Raw genomic sequence first — 13,327 nt, forward strand, 5'->3', positions numbered from 1 at the left:
GACAGTGCCGCACCCATATCGTTGCGGCACCAGTCCGTTTCAAGGGGCCGGGGTCAAGCCGCCGGCGGTTTTGTCGCTTGCATCGACGGGCGCGATTCGAACGTCTCGAACCACTCCGCCAGCGCCTCATTGCCCTGGCGCCAGTTTGTGTCCGGGTGGCGGAAGTTCACATAGGCCAGCGCACAGGCCACCGCGATCTGGCCGATGTCCAGCGGCCCCCGCAGGTGGCTCATCCAGCGCGCATTCAGTGCCGCGCAGCCGCCCAGCACCTTGTCCCGCTGCGCATCCAGCCAGCCGTCCCATTGCTTGTCCTCCGGGCGCAGCCGTTTCTCGTAGGACATCAGCACCGCCGCATCCATGATCCCGTCGGCGGTCGCCTCCAGCACCTTGCTGTCCCAGCCGCGGCTGTACAGCTTGCCGCCAGCACGCTCATCCAGATAGGCGCAAATCACCCGGCTGTCATACAGTGCCGGCCCGTCATTGCGCTCCAGCGCCGGGATCTTGGCCAGCGGATTGCTGGCCTTCACATCCGGGCTGGGACTAAGCGGGGTGGTGGTGACATCCAGGATTTCGACATCCTCCAACTGCCCGGTTTCACGCAGCAGCACCACAACCTTGCGGGCGAAAGGGGATGCTTGGGAATAAGTGAGCTTCATGGAAAATCCTCCGCTGTTTGGCCGCAGATTAGGCCGCAGTCCTCCACCTTTCCACGCTTGATTTTGCAAAACCGGCCTGCCACTGTCGCGCCGTTCTCAGGGCGGGGCGGAATTCCCCACCGGCGGTAAGCGGGCCAGTCCCCGCAAGCCCGCGAGCGGCTTCCATGGTTTTGGAAGTGTCAGCAGATCTGGTGAGACTCCAGAGCCGACGGTCACAGTCCGGATGGAAGAGAACGTGCGTCAGGACCGCTTTGGGCTTTCCAGCCCTGCGCGCGCCTGCCGTTCGTGATCGCCTTGGGTGACGTGTCAGAACCACAAGGAGATTACGACATGACACACACCCGCTATGCCTTCATCAAGGCGCAATGGCACGCAGACATTGTGGACCGCGCGCTGGAGGGTTTCCTGCAACTGATCCCGGCGGAGCAGGTCGACGTGTTCGACGTGCCCGGCGCCTTTGAAATGCCCCTGCTGGCGCAGGAGCTGGCCAAGACCGGAAAATACGCCGCCGTGGCCTGCGCGGCCTTCGTGGTGGATGGCGGCATCTACCGGCATGATTTTGTGGCTCAGGCCGTGGTGGACGGGCTGATGCGTGCAAGCATGGACACCGGGGTGCCGGTGCTGTCGGTCTCGCTGACCCCGCACCATTTTCAGGAGACGGAGCACCACAACGCGATTTACCGCGCTCACTTCGTGGAGAAGGGGCGTGAGGCTGCCAATGCTGCGCTGATGATCACCAAAACGCGGGAGGCGGCACTGGCTGCATAAATCTTCCTTTTACAGTGCCTTACACAACTGACTGGCCCGCCGCGCAGGCGGCGGGCAACCGCCCTCACTCCACAATTCTCACGTTAACTACATATTAATAAAGGATGTTTCGCAGCGAAACCCCTTTTCATTTACACCTTCTCGCAAGCCGTTTCCGGCAGCGCGGTCAGGCCGTTCCCAAATACGCCTGCAAGGCCGGGGGCGGGTTGTCCAGCAGCTCCGCCGTCTCCTGCGGCGGGTGCGCCGTGCCCTCCGCCACCAGCACCACCTGATCCGCGATCCGGCGGGCATCACCGGGGTCATGGCTGACCATAAGCACCGTCGCGCCGCTTTCGCGGGCCAGCTCCGCCACCAGATCCAGCATCTCTGCCTTCAGCGCCGGACCAAGCGCCGCGAAGGGTTCATCCAGCAGCAGGATATCGCGGCCCTGCACCAGCACCCGCGCCAGCGCCACCCGGCTCTGCTGCCCGCCCGACAGCGCCGCTGGCTTGCGCCCGCCCATACCACCAAGGCCGACCCGCTCCAGCGCCGCCTCGACCTGGCCCCGCTCGGCCCCGCTCAGCCGCAGATTCGCATGCAGCCCCAGCGCCACATTCTGCGCCACGGTCAAATGCGGAAACAGATTGCCGTCCTGAAACAGCATCGCCACCGGCCGCTTGCCCGGCGGCTGGCTGGTCAGGTCCGCGCCGTTCCACAAGATGCGCCCGCGGGTAACGGGCAGAAAACCCGCCACCGCCTCCACCAGCGTGGATTTCCCGGCACCGGAGGGCCCGATCACCGCAACGCAGGCCCCGGTCGCGATCTCCAGATCCGCCTCCACCGCGTAATCGCCGTTCATGATCCGGCAGTTCTCAAGCCTCAGCATGCCAGCGTCCCCCGCGGTCCAATATCCAGAATGCCCCCATCGACAGCATCAGCAACAGCAGCGCCGCGCCGGCCGCCGCCTCCATCCGGTAGGCCCCCATCAGCCTGTAGATCTGCAAAGGGAGCGTTGCGAAATCCGGGTCGGCAAACAGCGCCACCACACCAAGGTCTCCCATCGACAGCGCCGCCGCCAATCCCGCGGCAAACCCGGTCTGCGCGCGCATCCGCGGCAGGTAGACGCGCCGGACAAAGGCCCAGCCCTGCATGTCCAGCGACAGCGACAGGCGGCCATAGCGCCCCATAACCTCCCGCGCCCGCGGCACCAGGATGCGCATGGCAAAGGGCAGCGCCATCACCGCATTGACGAGCGCCGTCACCGGCAGCGCCAGCGCAAAAGGGTCCGCGATGGGGTAGATCAGGATGAACAGCCCGGTGCCGATCACCAGCGGCGAGGCCGCAAGGCCCAGGATGCCTGAGAGTTCAGTCAATCCCCTGCGCCCGGCGGCAGCCGCGGCGGCCATCGGCAAGGCCAGCCACAGCAGGATCACGGTGCTCAGCGCCGCAACCAGAATGGAGTTTCCCGCGGCCTGCCAGACGGAGGCTTTCAGCGACAGAATACCCGGCAGCCCCGCCAGCACGATAGCAGCCAGCGGCAGCAGCAGGAACGCGGCGGACAGGGCAATCCAAAAGCCATCCAAGCTGCGCGCCAGGGCGCTCTGCCCGTCCCAGCGCCGCACCGCACGGTCGAGGCCGGCGCCAAAGCCCTCGCCCGCTGACACCCGCAGCGCCACCAGCGCGGCGGCGCCAGTCAGCAGCAGCTGCAAGCCCGACAACAGCGCCGCACGGCCCAGGTCGAAATCAAACCGGAAGGCCTGATAGATGGCGAGTTCTAAGGTCGTCGCCCGTGGCCCGCCGCCCAGGGTCAGCGCCACCGCAAAGCTGGACAGACAAATGGCAAACACCACAGCCAGCGCGCCGGGCGCCACCCGCCGCAGCATCGGGCCTTCCAGCAGCCGCCACATCGCCAGCGGCCCGGCATCCAGTTGCGCCGCCAGGCGGAAGCGTTCGGCCGGGATCTCCTGCCAGCCCTGCAGGATCAGCCTGATCGCCAGCGGCAGGTTGAAGAACACATGCGCCAGCACCACTCCGTGCAGCCCGTATATCTGCACCGGCTCCAGCCCGAACATCCCTAGCAGGCTGCTCAGCCAGCCCGCGCGGCCAAACACCGCCAGCAGGCCAAGGATGGCCACAATGACCGGCAGGATGAAGGGCGCGCCCAACAGCGCAATCAGCAGGCTCCGCCCCGGGAACCGCCGCCGCGCCAGCGCGCGGGCGGCGGGGATGGCAAGGCCAACACTCAAAAGCGCCGACAGGCCCGCCTGGGTCAGCGTGAACCGCAGCGCGGCCCAATCGCTGGCGCCAAAGCCACTGCCTGCTTCAGCCCTCAGGGCAACAGCCCCAAGGGTTCCCAGAATCAGCACCGCCACCAAAAGGGCCGCGCCGGTCCCGGGCAGGGCGCTTACTGGCTGAGCGCGTCCAGCCATTCGCCCAGCGCCGCATCGCGCACCTCTGCGGCTTCCGTCTCGCTCAGCAGCAGCGATTTCTCCGGCGCGATCAGGGTTTCAAAGCCTTCGGGCAGGCCGCCCTCGGGCGTCACAGCCGGATACATCCAGTTGGTGGTCGGGATGATCGACTGGAAAGCGTCCGACACCATGAAGGCCAGAAACTGGTCGGCCAGCTCCGGCTGGTCGCTGTTTGCCAGTTTGCCGGCAACTTCCACCTGCATGTAATGGCCCTCATCAAAGGCCGCCGCCGCCTTGGAGCCGTCTTCCTCCGCGATCAGGTGATAGGCGGGCGAGGTGGTGTAGGAGAGCACCATGTCGGCCTCGCCTTCCAGGAACATGCCATAGGCCTCGGACCAGCCCTTGGTCACGGTCACCACGTTGTCAGAGAGGCCTTTCCAGATTTCCGGCGCCTCGTCGCCATAAGCGGCCTTGACCCACAAGAGCAGGCCCAGACCGGGGGTCGAGGAGCGCGGATCCTGGATCACGATCTTCTTGTCGCTGGCGGCCAGCGCCTTGAAATCGGCGGGCGCCGCTGCATCGGCGTTATGAACAAAGGCGAAGTAGCCCCAGTCATAGGGCACAAAAGTCGCGTCGCTCCACTCGACCGGCAGCGCATATTCCGCACTGACCGAATGCTCCGCAAACAGGCCGGTTTCCTTGGCCGCCGCGGTCAGGTTGGTGTCCAGCCCCAGAACGACGTCCGCATCAGAACGCGCGCCTTCCAGCTTGACCCGCGCCAGCAGCGCCGCGCCGTCGCCCGCGCCGACCAGCTTCAGGTCGCAGCCGCAGACTTCCTCAAATGCCTTCTCGACAGCCGGGCCGGGGCCCCAATCGGAGACAACGCTGTCATAGGTGTAAACGGTGAGTTCGGGCGTTTCGGCAAAAGCGGCCGAGGCGCCAAGCAATCCCGCTGCAAATGCAAGATGTTTCATGCCATCCTCCTTTGCGGCTTTGGGCAAGGGTGGAGGCTGTCCAGTACCTTCCCTCCGCCGGTGTGATCCGGTTCAGGTTCAACGGGTGTCATCTCAGCGCTTGCGCGCACCCCGAGGTGGCGCGGACCTTAGGCCCGGGGCGCAGCAAACACAAGCCAAAGACCCCCAGGACCTATGGCTTGATGAAACTGGACCGCCCGGAACCAGGATCCCCTGTTCATCTGGCTGAAAATATCCCGGAGGAGCCGCCGCAGGCGGCGGGGGCAGCGCCCCCTTGCCCCGTTTGCCGCAGAGAAACCCTCTTGAGACACAGGCCCCTGCCCGCTAAGCACGGCCCAAAGGAGACCGCGCCGCATGTCGATGAACAGCTTTGGACACCTCTTCCGCGTCACCACCTGGGGCGAGAGCCACGGGCCCGCGCTTGGCGCCACCGTCGACGGCTGCCCGCCGAACGTGCCGCTGGAGCCGGAAATGCTGCAGCAGTGGCTGGACAAGCGCCGGCCTGGCCAAAACAAGAACACCACCCAGCGCAATGAGCCGGATGCGGTGAAGATCCTGTCCGGCGTGTTCGACGGCATGTCCACCGGCACCCCGATCCAGCTGATGATCGAGAACACCGACCAGCGCTCGAAAGACTACGGCGAGATTTCCCAGACCTTCCGTCCGGGCCACGCCGATATCACCTATTTCCAGAAATACGGCAACCGCGACTACCGCGGCGGCGGCCGCTCCTCGGCGCGCGAAACCGCGGCGCGGGTTGCGGCCGGCGGTGTTGCACGTGAAGCAATCAAGGCGCTGGTCCCGGGGCTCGAAATCAAGGGCTACATGACCCGTATGGGCGAGCTGGAAATCGACCGCAGCCGCTTTGACTGGGACGCGATCGAGCAGAATGATTTCTGGATCCCCGATGCAGGCGCGGTGCAGGAGTGGGAAGACTACTTGCAGGCCCTGCGCAAAGCGCATGACTCGGTTGGCGCGGTGGTGGAGGTGGTCGCCCGCGGCGTTCCCGCAGGCATCGGCGCGCCGGTTTACGGCAAGCTGGACACCGATCTGGCCGCCGCGATGATGTCGATCAACGCCGTCAAGGGCGTCGAGATCGGCGAGGGCATGAATGCCGCCCGGCTGAAGGGTTCGGAAAACGCCGATGAGATCTTCATGGGCGAAAACGGTCCGGAGTATTCCTCCAACCACGCCGGCGGCATCCTGGGCGGGATTTCCACCGGGCAGGATGTGGTGGTGCGGTTTGCAGTGAAGCCGACCTCCTCCATCCTCACCCCGCGCAAGTCGATCCGCAAGGACGGCTCCGCCACCGAGGTGATCACCAAGGGGCGCCACGACCCCTGCGTCGGCATCCGCGCGGTGCCCGTGGCCGAGGCGATGATGGCCTGCGTGATCCTGGACCACCTGCTGCTGCACCGCGGCCAGATCGGAGAAAACCAGGGCCGGATCGGCTGACTAACAGACCCTAAGCAGGGCAATATCCTATTTTCAGGGGTGAGGCGTGCTGTGGCAGGCTTCACCCTTTGCCGTTCAGGAATGCTCGCCTTCGCATTGCCCGTGATCGCCCAGCGCCGCCAGCACCTTGCACTCTCCGCCCTGCCCGTGGCCGCACAGATGGGTGATGCGCTCCAGCTCGCCCGCCAGCTGCTCCAGCCGGGCAATCCGTGCCCGCACTGCGCTCAGCTGGGCCTCGGCGATGCGGTGGACCTCTGAGCAATCCTCGCCGAGCTGTCCCTCGATCGACATCATCACCTTGATGTCCTCCAGCGGGAACCCGAGATCGCGCGCATGTTTGATGAAGCCCAGCGCATCCATGCCGTCCTGCCCGTAGCGGCGCTGGTTGCCGGCATTGCGGCCCGGCGGCGGCAGCAGGCCGATCTCCTCGTAATAGCGGATGGTGGGCACCTTCACGCCGGTGGCCTTGGACAGCTGGCCGATGGAAAACATCTGAAGAAACCTCTTGAAGCTCTAGTGACTAGAGGCCCTACATTGATCCCGAATCGGAAATGAGGACAAGAGCAATGGCAGGCTGCTGCAATCACGACGCAAAATTCGACGGGGTCTCAGACGACTACAAACGCAGGCTTTGGCTGGTGATCGCCATCAATGCCGGCATGTTTGCGGTGGAAATGGGCGCGGGCCAGATGTCCGGCAGCCAGGCACTGAAAGCGGACGCGCTGGATTTTCTGGGTGACGCGCTGACCTATGGCATTTCGCTGGCAGTGATCGGTGCCACTTTGCGCACGCGGGCGCTGGCGGCCTTGGGGAAAGGCATCAGCCTGCTGCTGATGGGGCTGTGGGTGTTCGGTTCCACCATCTATCAGGTGTTTTACGTCGGCGTGCCGCAGGCGCAGATCATGGGCCTGATCGGATTCATGGCGCTGGCGGCTAACCTGATCTCGGTCATGCTGTTGGCCCGTTACAAGGACGGCGATGCCAATGTGCGCTCGGTCTGGCTGTGCTCGCGCAATGACGCCATCGGCAATGTGGCGGTGATGATTGCCGCACTTGGCGTCTGGGGCACCGCCACCGGCTGGCCGGACCTGATCGTGGCCGGCATTATGGGCGGTCTGTTCCTGAACTCTGCCTTCCAGATCCTGGTGCAGGCGGTGCGGGAATGGCGCGAAGAGGAAGGCCACTCGGAAGCCCACCAGCACTAGGGCAGTGACCGTCCGCGGGCGGACGGGCGCTGCCCGGGCCGTTGGCCCGAGCGAGTGATTATTAGGTGAACAGCCCTGCGTATTCCTCACGCAGGGCTTTTTTCTGCACCTTGCCCATGGTGTTGCGCGGCAGGGCGTCCAGCAGGATGATCTCCTTCGGCTGCTTGAACTTGGCCAGTTGCCCGGACAAAGCCGCCTTGATCGCCTCCGCACTGGTGCCCTCACCCTCCGGCACCACCACGGCCACCACACCCTCGCCGAAGTCGGGATGCGGCACGCCGATCACCGCGCTTTCCAGCACGCCGGGCAGATCGTCGATCAGGCTTTCAACCTCCTTGGGGTAGACATTGAACCCGCCGGTGATGATCAGATCCTTCTCGCGCCCGACGATGGTGACATAGCCGTCGGCGTCGATCTTCGCCATGTCGCCGGTGATGAACCAACCGTCCGGCCGCAGCTCCTCCGCCGTCTTTTCAGGCATCTGCCAGTACCCCTGGAACACGTTCGGCCCGCGCACTTCCAGCACGCCGATCTCTCCGGCGGGCACCTCAGTGCCATCCCGCATCACCCGCGCTTCGACACCCGGTAATGGGAAGCCGACGGTGCCGGCCCGGCGCTCACCCTCGTAGGGGTTTGACGTGCTCATGTTGGTTTCGGTCATACCGTAGCGTTCCAGGATGCGGTGGCCGGTGCGGGCCTCCCATTGCTCGTGGGTATCGACCAGCAGCGGCGCGGAGCCGGAGATGAACAGGCGCATGTTCGCCGCCCGCTCCCGCGTCAGCCGCTTGTCCGCCAGCAGCCGGGTATAGAAGGTCGGCACCCCCATCAGCGCCGTGGCCGCGGGCATCGCCTCTAAGATGGCATCCGCATCGAACCCCGGCAGGAAGACCACCTGAGCGCCCGCAAAAAGCGCCACATTGGTTGCCACGAACAGCCCGTGCGTGTGGAAGATCGGCAGCGCGTGGATCAGCACGTCGTCCTTGGTGAACCGCCAGTAATCGCGCAGGGTCAGCGAGTTGGAGGCAAGGTTATCATGGCTCAGCATCGCGCCCTTGGAGCGGCCGGTGGTGCCGGAGGTGTAGAGGATCGCCGCCAGATCATCCGCCTGCCGGGCCACTGCGTCAAAGCCGGACTGCCCGTCCGCCAAATCGCGCAAGGACCCCTGCCCGGCCGCATCCAGCGTCAGCACCTGCGCCGCGCCCGCGATGGCGCTGATTTCCTCCAGCCGGGCCGGGTCGCAGACCACCACGCGCGGGGAGGCGTCGCCGACAAAGTAAGCCACCTCTGGCCCGGTATAAGCGGTGTTGAGCGGCAGGAAGATGCCGCCGGCCATGACGGTGCCAAGATAAAGCTCGATCGCCTGAATGGTTTTCTGGACCTGCACCGCCACCCGGTCCCCGGGCTGCACGCCCTGAGCCGCCAGGGCCGCTGCCATCCGCTCCGCGCCGGCGAACAGCGCGCCGAAGGTGACCGTGCTGCCGTCCGGAAGCCGGGCAAAGACCTCGCCCTCCCGCCCAAGGGAGGAGGCGCGCAGCTGGCGGATCAGGTGGTTGGCGTCATACATCGGCGGCTCCTTCATCTGGCGGCGCCATTTGCGCGCCTTGGTGCGGTGAAATCAAGCCATTGATCTTTGCGGCGCTTGGGCGCAGGGTCGCGCCATGGCGAAATCGTTAACATCGCATCGGCCTGTGCTGGCGGTCCTGCTGAAAGTGACCGCCATTGCGCTGTTCACCGCGCTGTCCGGGATCATCAAAGCAACCTCTGATACCGTGCCGGCAGGCGAGGCGGTGTTCTTCCGCTCCTTCTTTGCCATCCCGGTGATCGTCATCTGGCTGGCCGCGCGCAGAGAGCTGCGGCACGGGCTGATCACGAAGAAACCGATGTTTCACGTGTGGCGCGGGCTGGTGGGGACCTCGGCGATGGGGATGACCTTCATGGGGCTGGCGCTGCTGCCGTTGCCGGAGGTTACGGCCATCGGCTATGCCACGCCGATCTTCACCCTGATCCTGGCGGCGCTGTTTCTGGGAGAGACCATCCGGATGGTGCGGATCAGCGCCGTGGCCATCGGCCTGTTGGGCGTGCTGATCATGATCTGGCCCCGTCTTGGCGGCGATCTGGAGGATGGCGCCATGCTGGGCGTCTTGCTCGTGGTTGGCGCAACCGTCGCCCGCGGATTTGTTCAGATCCACATCCGCCGCATGGTGCAGTCCGAGCATACCGCGGCCATCGTGTTCTATTTTTCGCTGACGGCCTCAGGCCTCGCGCTGCTGACTGCGCCCTTCGGCTGGGTGATGCCGGATGCGCGAACCGCTGCGCTGCTGGTCAGCGCCGGGCTGGTCGGCGGGGTGGCGCAGATCCTGGTCACCTCCTCCTACCGCTTTGCGCCTGCTTCGATGCTGGCACCCTACGATTACGCCTCGATGATCTTTGCCATCGTGATCGGCTACGTATGGTTCGATGAATGGCCGACGCTGGTGATGCTGGGCGGCGCGGTGCTGGTGATCGCCGGCAATGTGCTGGTGATCTGGCGCGAGCACCGGCTGGGACTGCAGCGCGGCAAGGACCGCGCCGCAAACAACCCGAAGGGTGTTTAGCAGGCTCTCGCCTAGATGTGCCGGGGCAGAAGCCTGGGCCGCAGGCTTGCGGATTTCAGATCGAACGGGTCAGCGCGCCATCCACCCGGATGTTCTGCCCGGTGGTATAAGCCGCATCATCCGAGGCCAGATAGGCGATCAGCGCCGAAACCTCGCGCGCTGTTCCATAGCGGCCCATCGGGATGCGCGCCTTGCGGTCCTCAGTCTCCGGCAGGCTGTCGATGAAGCCCGGCAGCACGTTGTTCATCCGCACGCCTTGGCCTGCGAACTTGTCGGCAAACAGCTTGGTAAAGCTCGCAAGCCCCGCCCGGAACACGCCGGAGGTCGGGAACAGCGGATCCGGCTCAAACACTGCGAAGGTGGAGATGTTGATGATCGACCCCTTGCCTTGGGCCGCCATGACGGGCGCCACCAGCCGGGCCGGGCGGATCACGTTCATCAGGTAGTATTCCATCCCCAGATGCCAATCCTCGTCGCTGATCTCCAGGATGTCGCCCTTGGGGCCGTGGCCAGCCGAGTTGACCAGCACGTCGATCCGCCCCCAGCGGTCCATCGTCTTGTCCACCAGCGCCTGCAGGTCGCTTTGTTCCAGGTTAGAGCCTGTATGCCCCAACCCGCCCAGTTCCTGCGCCAGAGCCTCACCCTTGCCGGAGGAGGAGAGGATCGCAACCTCATACCCCTGCTCGTGAAGGTGGCGGGCGGCGTCCGCGCCCATGCCGCTGCCTGCGGCGGTGAAGAGAGCGACTTTGGTCATATCCATACTCCTTTGCTTGCCCTCAGGATGGCGGCTCAGCGGCCGCTTGACCAATCATGTCTCATCGCGCCAGACTGTAGAAAAACTATTGGCTGAAAACCGGATGCGCCTGCCCAACCTCAACGCCCTGCGGATGTTTGACGCCGCCGCCCGCCACCTGAACTTCGGCCGCGCGGCAGAGGAGCTGCACCTGACTCAAGGCGCTGTGGCCCAGCAGGTGCGGCGGCTGGAGGCGGATCTGGGGCACAAACTGTTTCACCGCCACGCCCGCGGGCTAACGCTGACCGACACCGGGCGCAGCTACCATGCGCCAGTCCGGCAAGCGCTGGCGCTGATCCGCGATGCGACCGGCAAGCTGACGCCGACCGTGCAGAGGGTGACGCTGTCGGTGCCGCCCTCCTTTGCCGCCAAATGGCTGGTGCCGCGGCTGCCGGAATTCGAGGCCCGCCATCCCGATATCGACCTGCGGGTGGTTGCGGAGGAGAGCCTGGCTGATTTCAAACGGGATGGCATCGACATTGCCATCCGCCAAGGCAGGAAACCGCAAGACGGCAGATTGAACTGTGCCCTGCTGTCGCTGGTGGATCTGGTGGCGGTGGCCCGGCCGGAACCGGCTCTAACACAGGAAGAACCCTTGAAACTGGCCGATCTCACCCAGCACACGCTGATCCAGGACGGGCACCGGCACTGGGACCATATGCTGCGGCAGGAAGGGCTCACGGCCACAGGCCGGGTTCTGCAATTCAATCAGACCGCGCTGGCGATGGATGCGGCGGTGAACGGCCAGGGCATCGCGCTGGTGCCGCGGATGTTCCTGGGCAGTCAGCCGCTGCAAATCCTGTGGCAAGCGCCGCGCTTGGGCGACCAAGGGTTCTACGTGCTTTGGCCCAGCGCTCAGGGCCGGGCCAAAACCGTGGTGGGCTGGCTCTTGCGCCAATAAGCATCAGGCGGAAGCGGCCTCGGCTTCCTCCGGCGCGCTGAGCGAGATCACCGCGACAACGGCAGCCCCGTTCAGCAGGTAGAAGGCCGAATCCAGCCCGGTAAATCCGAAGACGAAAGGCGCCGCCAGAAAGGCGAGGCCAACTATCAGGTCAACGGTCAGATGCAGCTTGTAAGGCAGCACCCGGACCAGGCCGAGGTGGTGATCGGTCAGCAGCGTCAGCACAAAGGCGGCGATGCCGGTTGCCACCGACAGCCACAGCGCCAGCGGGTTGCTTTCGCCGAGGCCCAGAAGAAACGGCAGCCCCATCAGGGCGGCAGCCACCGGATAATCAAGATAGGCATGAAGGGTACGGGTCACGAAACGGAGGGGCATGGGTCAGGTCCTTTTTCTGGGTATTGACAGGCCGCCCCTTTGGCGGCTCTGTCCCCAGAATGGAGCAGTCATCCCGGACGGTGAATTTCAGCCCCTCCGGCAAACCTTGCAGATCGTTCAAACGGCGGGCGCATGGACACCTCAGGCCGCGCGATGCTGCTGCCGGTAGGCGGCCGGGGACATCCCGACCTGCTTGCGGAACACACGCGAAAACGCCGCCTCGGAAGCATAGCCGGCAATCTCCGCCGCATCCGCCACGTTCAGCCCCTGCTGCGTCAGCCCCTGGCAAGCGATTTGCATCCGCCAGCTGGTCAGGTACTGCATCGGCGTCACCGCCATCTTGGCGGTGAACTCCTGCGCAAAGGCAGTACGCGACATCCCGGCCTCCCGCGCCAGCCCTTCCACGCTCCATTCCTTGGCAGGTGCCCGGTGAAACGCCGTCAGCGCCCGCGAAATGCGCGGATCCGCAAACCCCGCCAGCGCCGATCCGCTGGGGCTCTGATGCTCCAGGTAGGCGCGGATCGCCTGGGCAAACAGCACCTCGGAGAGTTTCAGCGCTATCAGGTCGCCGCCGATGCGGGCACCCTGCACCTCGGAGCCGATCATCCGCAGGGTCGCCTCGATCCAGGCGCCTGCGGACTCGCCGTAGTTCTCGATCACGATGTGGGGTGGCAGGCGGTCGATCAGCACATGCCCGGCACCGCGCCGCCCGGGCAGCGCGGCAAAGGAGAAATGGCCGCAGATAAGCTGGGTATCCCGCACCTCCCCGGCGCCGCCGTACACCAGCACCCCGCCGCCGTCATAGCCCGCGTCCTGCAGCACCTGCTCCAGCGGCAGCGCCTCCGGCGGCTGCACCTCGTTGCACAGAAGCATATGCGCCGCGCCATGCGGGATCAGCACCAGATCGCCCTGCTTCAGCCGCAGCGTCTCCCCGCTCGCAGGCACATGCACGTTCAGCTCCCCCCGCTGCACAAAGTGGAACCGCGCGACGTGCTCGTATTCCGGCACCTGAATCCCGAACGGCGGGGTGAAAGAAGTGCGGAAGTAAAGCGTCCCCTTGAGAGACAACCGGGTGAGAATATCGCTGAGCAGGTCCAACATGGGCTTGATGTTAGGCGTCTGGCCGCCGGCGTCCATCCTGCCGGACGATCTGCAAGGTAAAGTGAACGCCCGGACGCATCCCTGTCAGGGCCAAAGGGCGCTGCACCGCCTGGGGAAC

14 protein-coding genes and 2 riboswitches are annotated in these 13,327 nt (G+C 65.3%); of the genes, 5 read left to right on the top strand and 9 right to left on the bottom strand.

The features are described from left to right. Positions 1–53: 53 nt before the first annotated feature. Complete coding sequence (locus DAEP_RS0114615; RefSeq protein ID WP_008554480.1) at positions 54–656, bottom strand: glutathione S-transferase; 603 nt, start codon at positions 654–656, stop codon at positions 54–56. A gap of 88 nt (positions 657–744) precedes the next feature. Next, a riboswitch (FMN riboswitch) is annotated at positions 745–895 on the top strand. 91 nt (positions 896–986) lie between these two features. On the opposite strand from DAEP_RS0114615, the gene DAEP_RS0114620 reads away from it, so the two are divergent. Next, positions 987–1,424, top strand: a complete 438-nt coding sequence (locus tag DAEP_RS0114620) for a 6,7-dimethyl-8-ribityllumazine synthase (protein WP_027245151.1) — start codon at positions 987–989, stop codon at positions 1,422–1,424. 166 nt (positions 1,425–1,590) lie between these two features. Here DAEP_RS0114620 and DAEP_RS0114625 read toward each other — a convergent pair whose 3' ends face one another. Genes DAEP_RS0114625 through thiB form a run of 3 tightly spaced genes read right to left on the bottom strand, consistent with a single transcriptional unit; the run spans position 1,591 to position 4,785 of the window. After that, positions 1,591–2,289 carry a thiamine ABC transporter ATP-binding protein gene (locus DAEP_RS0114625; protein WP_027245152.1) on the bottom strand — a complete coding sequence of 233 codons (699 nt, stop codon included), beginning with the start codon at positions 2,287–2,289 and terminating at the stop codon, positions 1,591–1,593. After that, entirely contained in the window at positions 2,276–3,832 is a 1,557-nt protein-coding gene (locus DAEP_RS0114630) for a thiamine/thiamine pyrophosphate ABC transporter permease ThiP (protein WP_027245153.1), read from the bottom strand. The genes DAEP_RS0114625 and DAEP_RS0114630 overlap by 14 nt, the downstream gene beginning before the upstream one ends. Continuing rightward, complete coding sequence (gene thiB, locus DAEP_RS0114635) at positions 3,808–4,785, bottom strand: thiamine ABC transporter substrate binding subunit (RefSeq protein ID WP_027245154.1); 978 nt, start codon at positions 4,783–4,785, stop codon at positions 3,808–3,810. The genes DAEP_RS0114630 and thiB overlap by 25 nt, the downstream gene beginning before the upstream one ends. Positions 4,786–4,817: 32 nt before the next feature. After that, positions 4,818–4,909, bottom strand: a riboswitch (TPP riboswitch). A gap of 230 nt (positions 4,910–5,139) precedes the next feature. On the opposite strand from thiB, the gene aroC reads away from it, so the two are divergent. Then, positions 5,140–6,240 (top strand): chorismate synthase, encoded by a 1,101-nt coding sequence (gene aroC, locus DAEP_RS0114640; protein ID WP_027245155.1) that lies wholly within the window; start codon positions 5,140–5,142, stop codon positions 6,238–6,240. A 75-nt stretch (positions 6,241–6,315) separates the two neighbouring features. Here the strand turns inward: aroC and DAEP_RS0114645 are convergent, their stop codons facing one another. Then, positions 6,316–6,732: a MerR family transcriptional regulator gene (locus DAEP_RS0114645; RefSeq protein ID WP_027245156.1), complete on the bottom strand. Its 417-nt coding sequence runs from the start codon at positions 6,730–6,732 to the stop codon at positions 6,316–6,318. A 74-nt stretch (positions 6,733–6,806) separates the two neighbouring features. Between DAEP_RS0114645 and DAEP_RS0114650 the strand changes: the two genes are divergently transcribed. Then, positions 6,807–7,445, top strand: a complete 639-nt coding sequence (locus tag DAEP_RS0114650; RefSeq protein WP_027245157.1) for a cation efflux transmembrane domain-containing protein — start codon at positions 6,807–6,809, stop codon at positions 7,443–7,445. A 61-nt stretch (positions 7,446–7,506) separates the two neighbouring features. Here the strand turns inward: DAEP_RS0114650 and DAEP_RS0114655 are convergent, their stop codons facing one another. Further along, a complete protein-coding gene (locus DAEP_RS0114655) occupies positions 7,507–9,009 on the bottom strand; it encodes a malonate--CoA ligase (RefSeq protein ID WP_027245158.1) in 1,503 nt (500 codons plus the stop codon). 94 nt (positions 9,010–9,103) lie between these two features. Here DAEP_RS0114655 and DAEP_RS0114660 point away from each other — a divergent pair, with 94 nt between their 5' ends. Beyond that, positions 9,104–10,039 carry a DMT family transporter gene (locus DAEP_RS0114660; protein ID WP_027245159.1) on the top strand — a complete coding sequence of 312 codons (936 nt, stop codon included), beginning with the start codon at positions 9,104–9,106 and terminating at the stop codon, positions 10,037–10,039. A gap of 55 nt (positions 10,040–10,094) precedes the next feature. On the opposite strand, the gene DAEP_RS0114665 is transcribed toward DAEP_RS0114660, so the two are convergent. Next, positions 10,095–10,799, bottom strand: coding sequence for an SDR family oxidoreductase (locus DAEP_RS0114665; RefSeq protein WP_027245160.1), 705 nt, complete (start codon positions 10,797–10,799; stop codon positions 10,095–10,097). 82 nt (positions 10,800–10,881) lie between these two features. Here DAEP_RS0114665 and DAEP_RS0114670 point away from each other — a divergent pair, with 82 nt between their 5' ends. Continuing rightward, on the top strand, positions 10,882–11,733 hold the full coding sequence (locus DAEP_RS0114670; RefSeq protein WP_208855452.1) for a LysR substrate-binding domain-containing protein: 852 nt from the start codon (positions 10,882–10,884) through the stop codon (positions 11,731–11,733). A gap of 3 nt (positions 11,734–11,736) precedes the next feature. Here the strand turns inward: DAEP_RS0114670 and DAEP_RS0114675 are convergent, their stop codons facing one another. Together DAEP_RS0114675 and DAEP_RS0114680 are read right to left on the bottom strand one after the other, a co-directional pair. Next, positions 11,737–12,108 carry an SPW repeat domain-containing protein gene (locus tag DAEP_RS0114675; RefSeq protein WP_027245162.1) on the bottom strand — a complete coding sequence of 124 codons (372 nt, stop codon included), beginning with the start codon at positions 12,106–12,108 and terminating at the stop codon, positions 11,737–11,739. A gap of 141 nt (positions 12,109–12,249) precedes the next feature. Continuing rightward, a complete protein-coding gene (locus DAEP_RS0114680; protein ID WP_027245163.1) occupies positions 12,250–13,209 on the bottom strand; it encodes an AraC family transcriptional regulator in 960 nt (319 codons plus the stop codon). Positions 13,210–13,327: the final 118 nt, after the last annotated feature.

Origin of the sequence: Leisingera daeponensis DSM 23529, assembly GCF_000473145.1 — a bacterium.
Taxonomy (GTDB): domain Bacteria; phylum Pseudomonadota; class Alphaproteobacteria; order Rhodobacterales; family Rhodobacteraceae; genus Leisingera; species Leisingera daeponensis.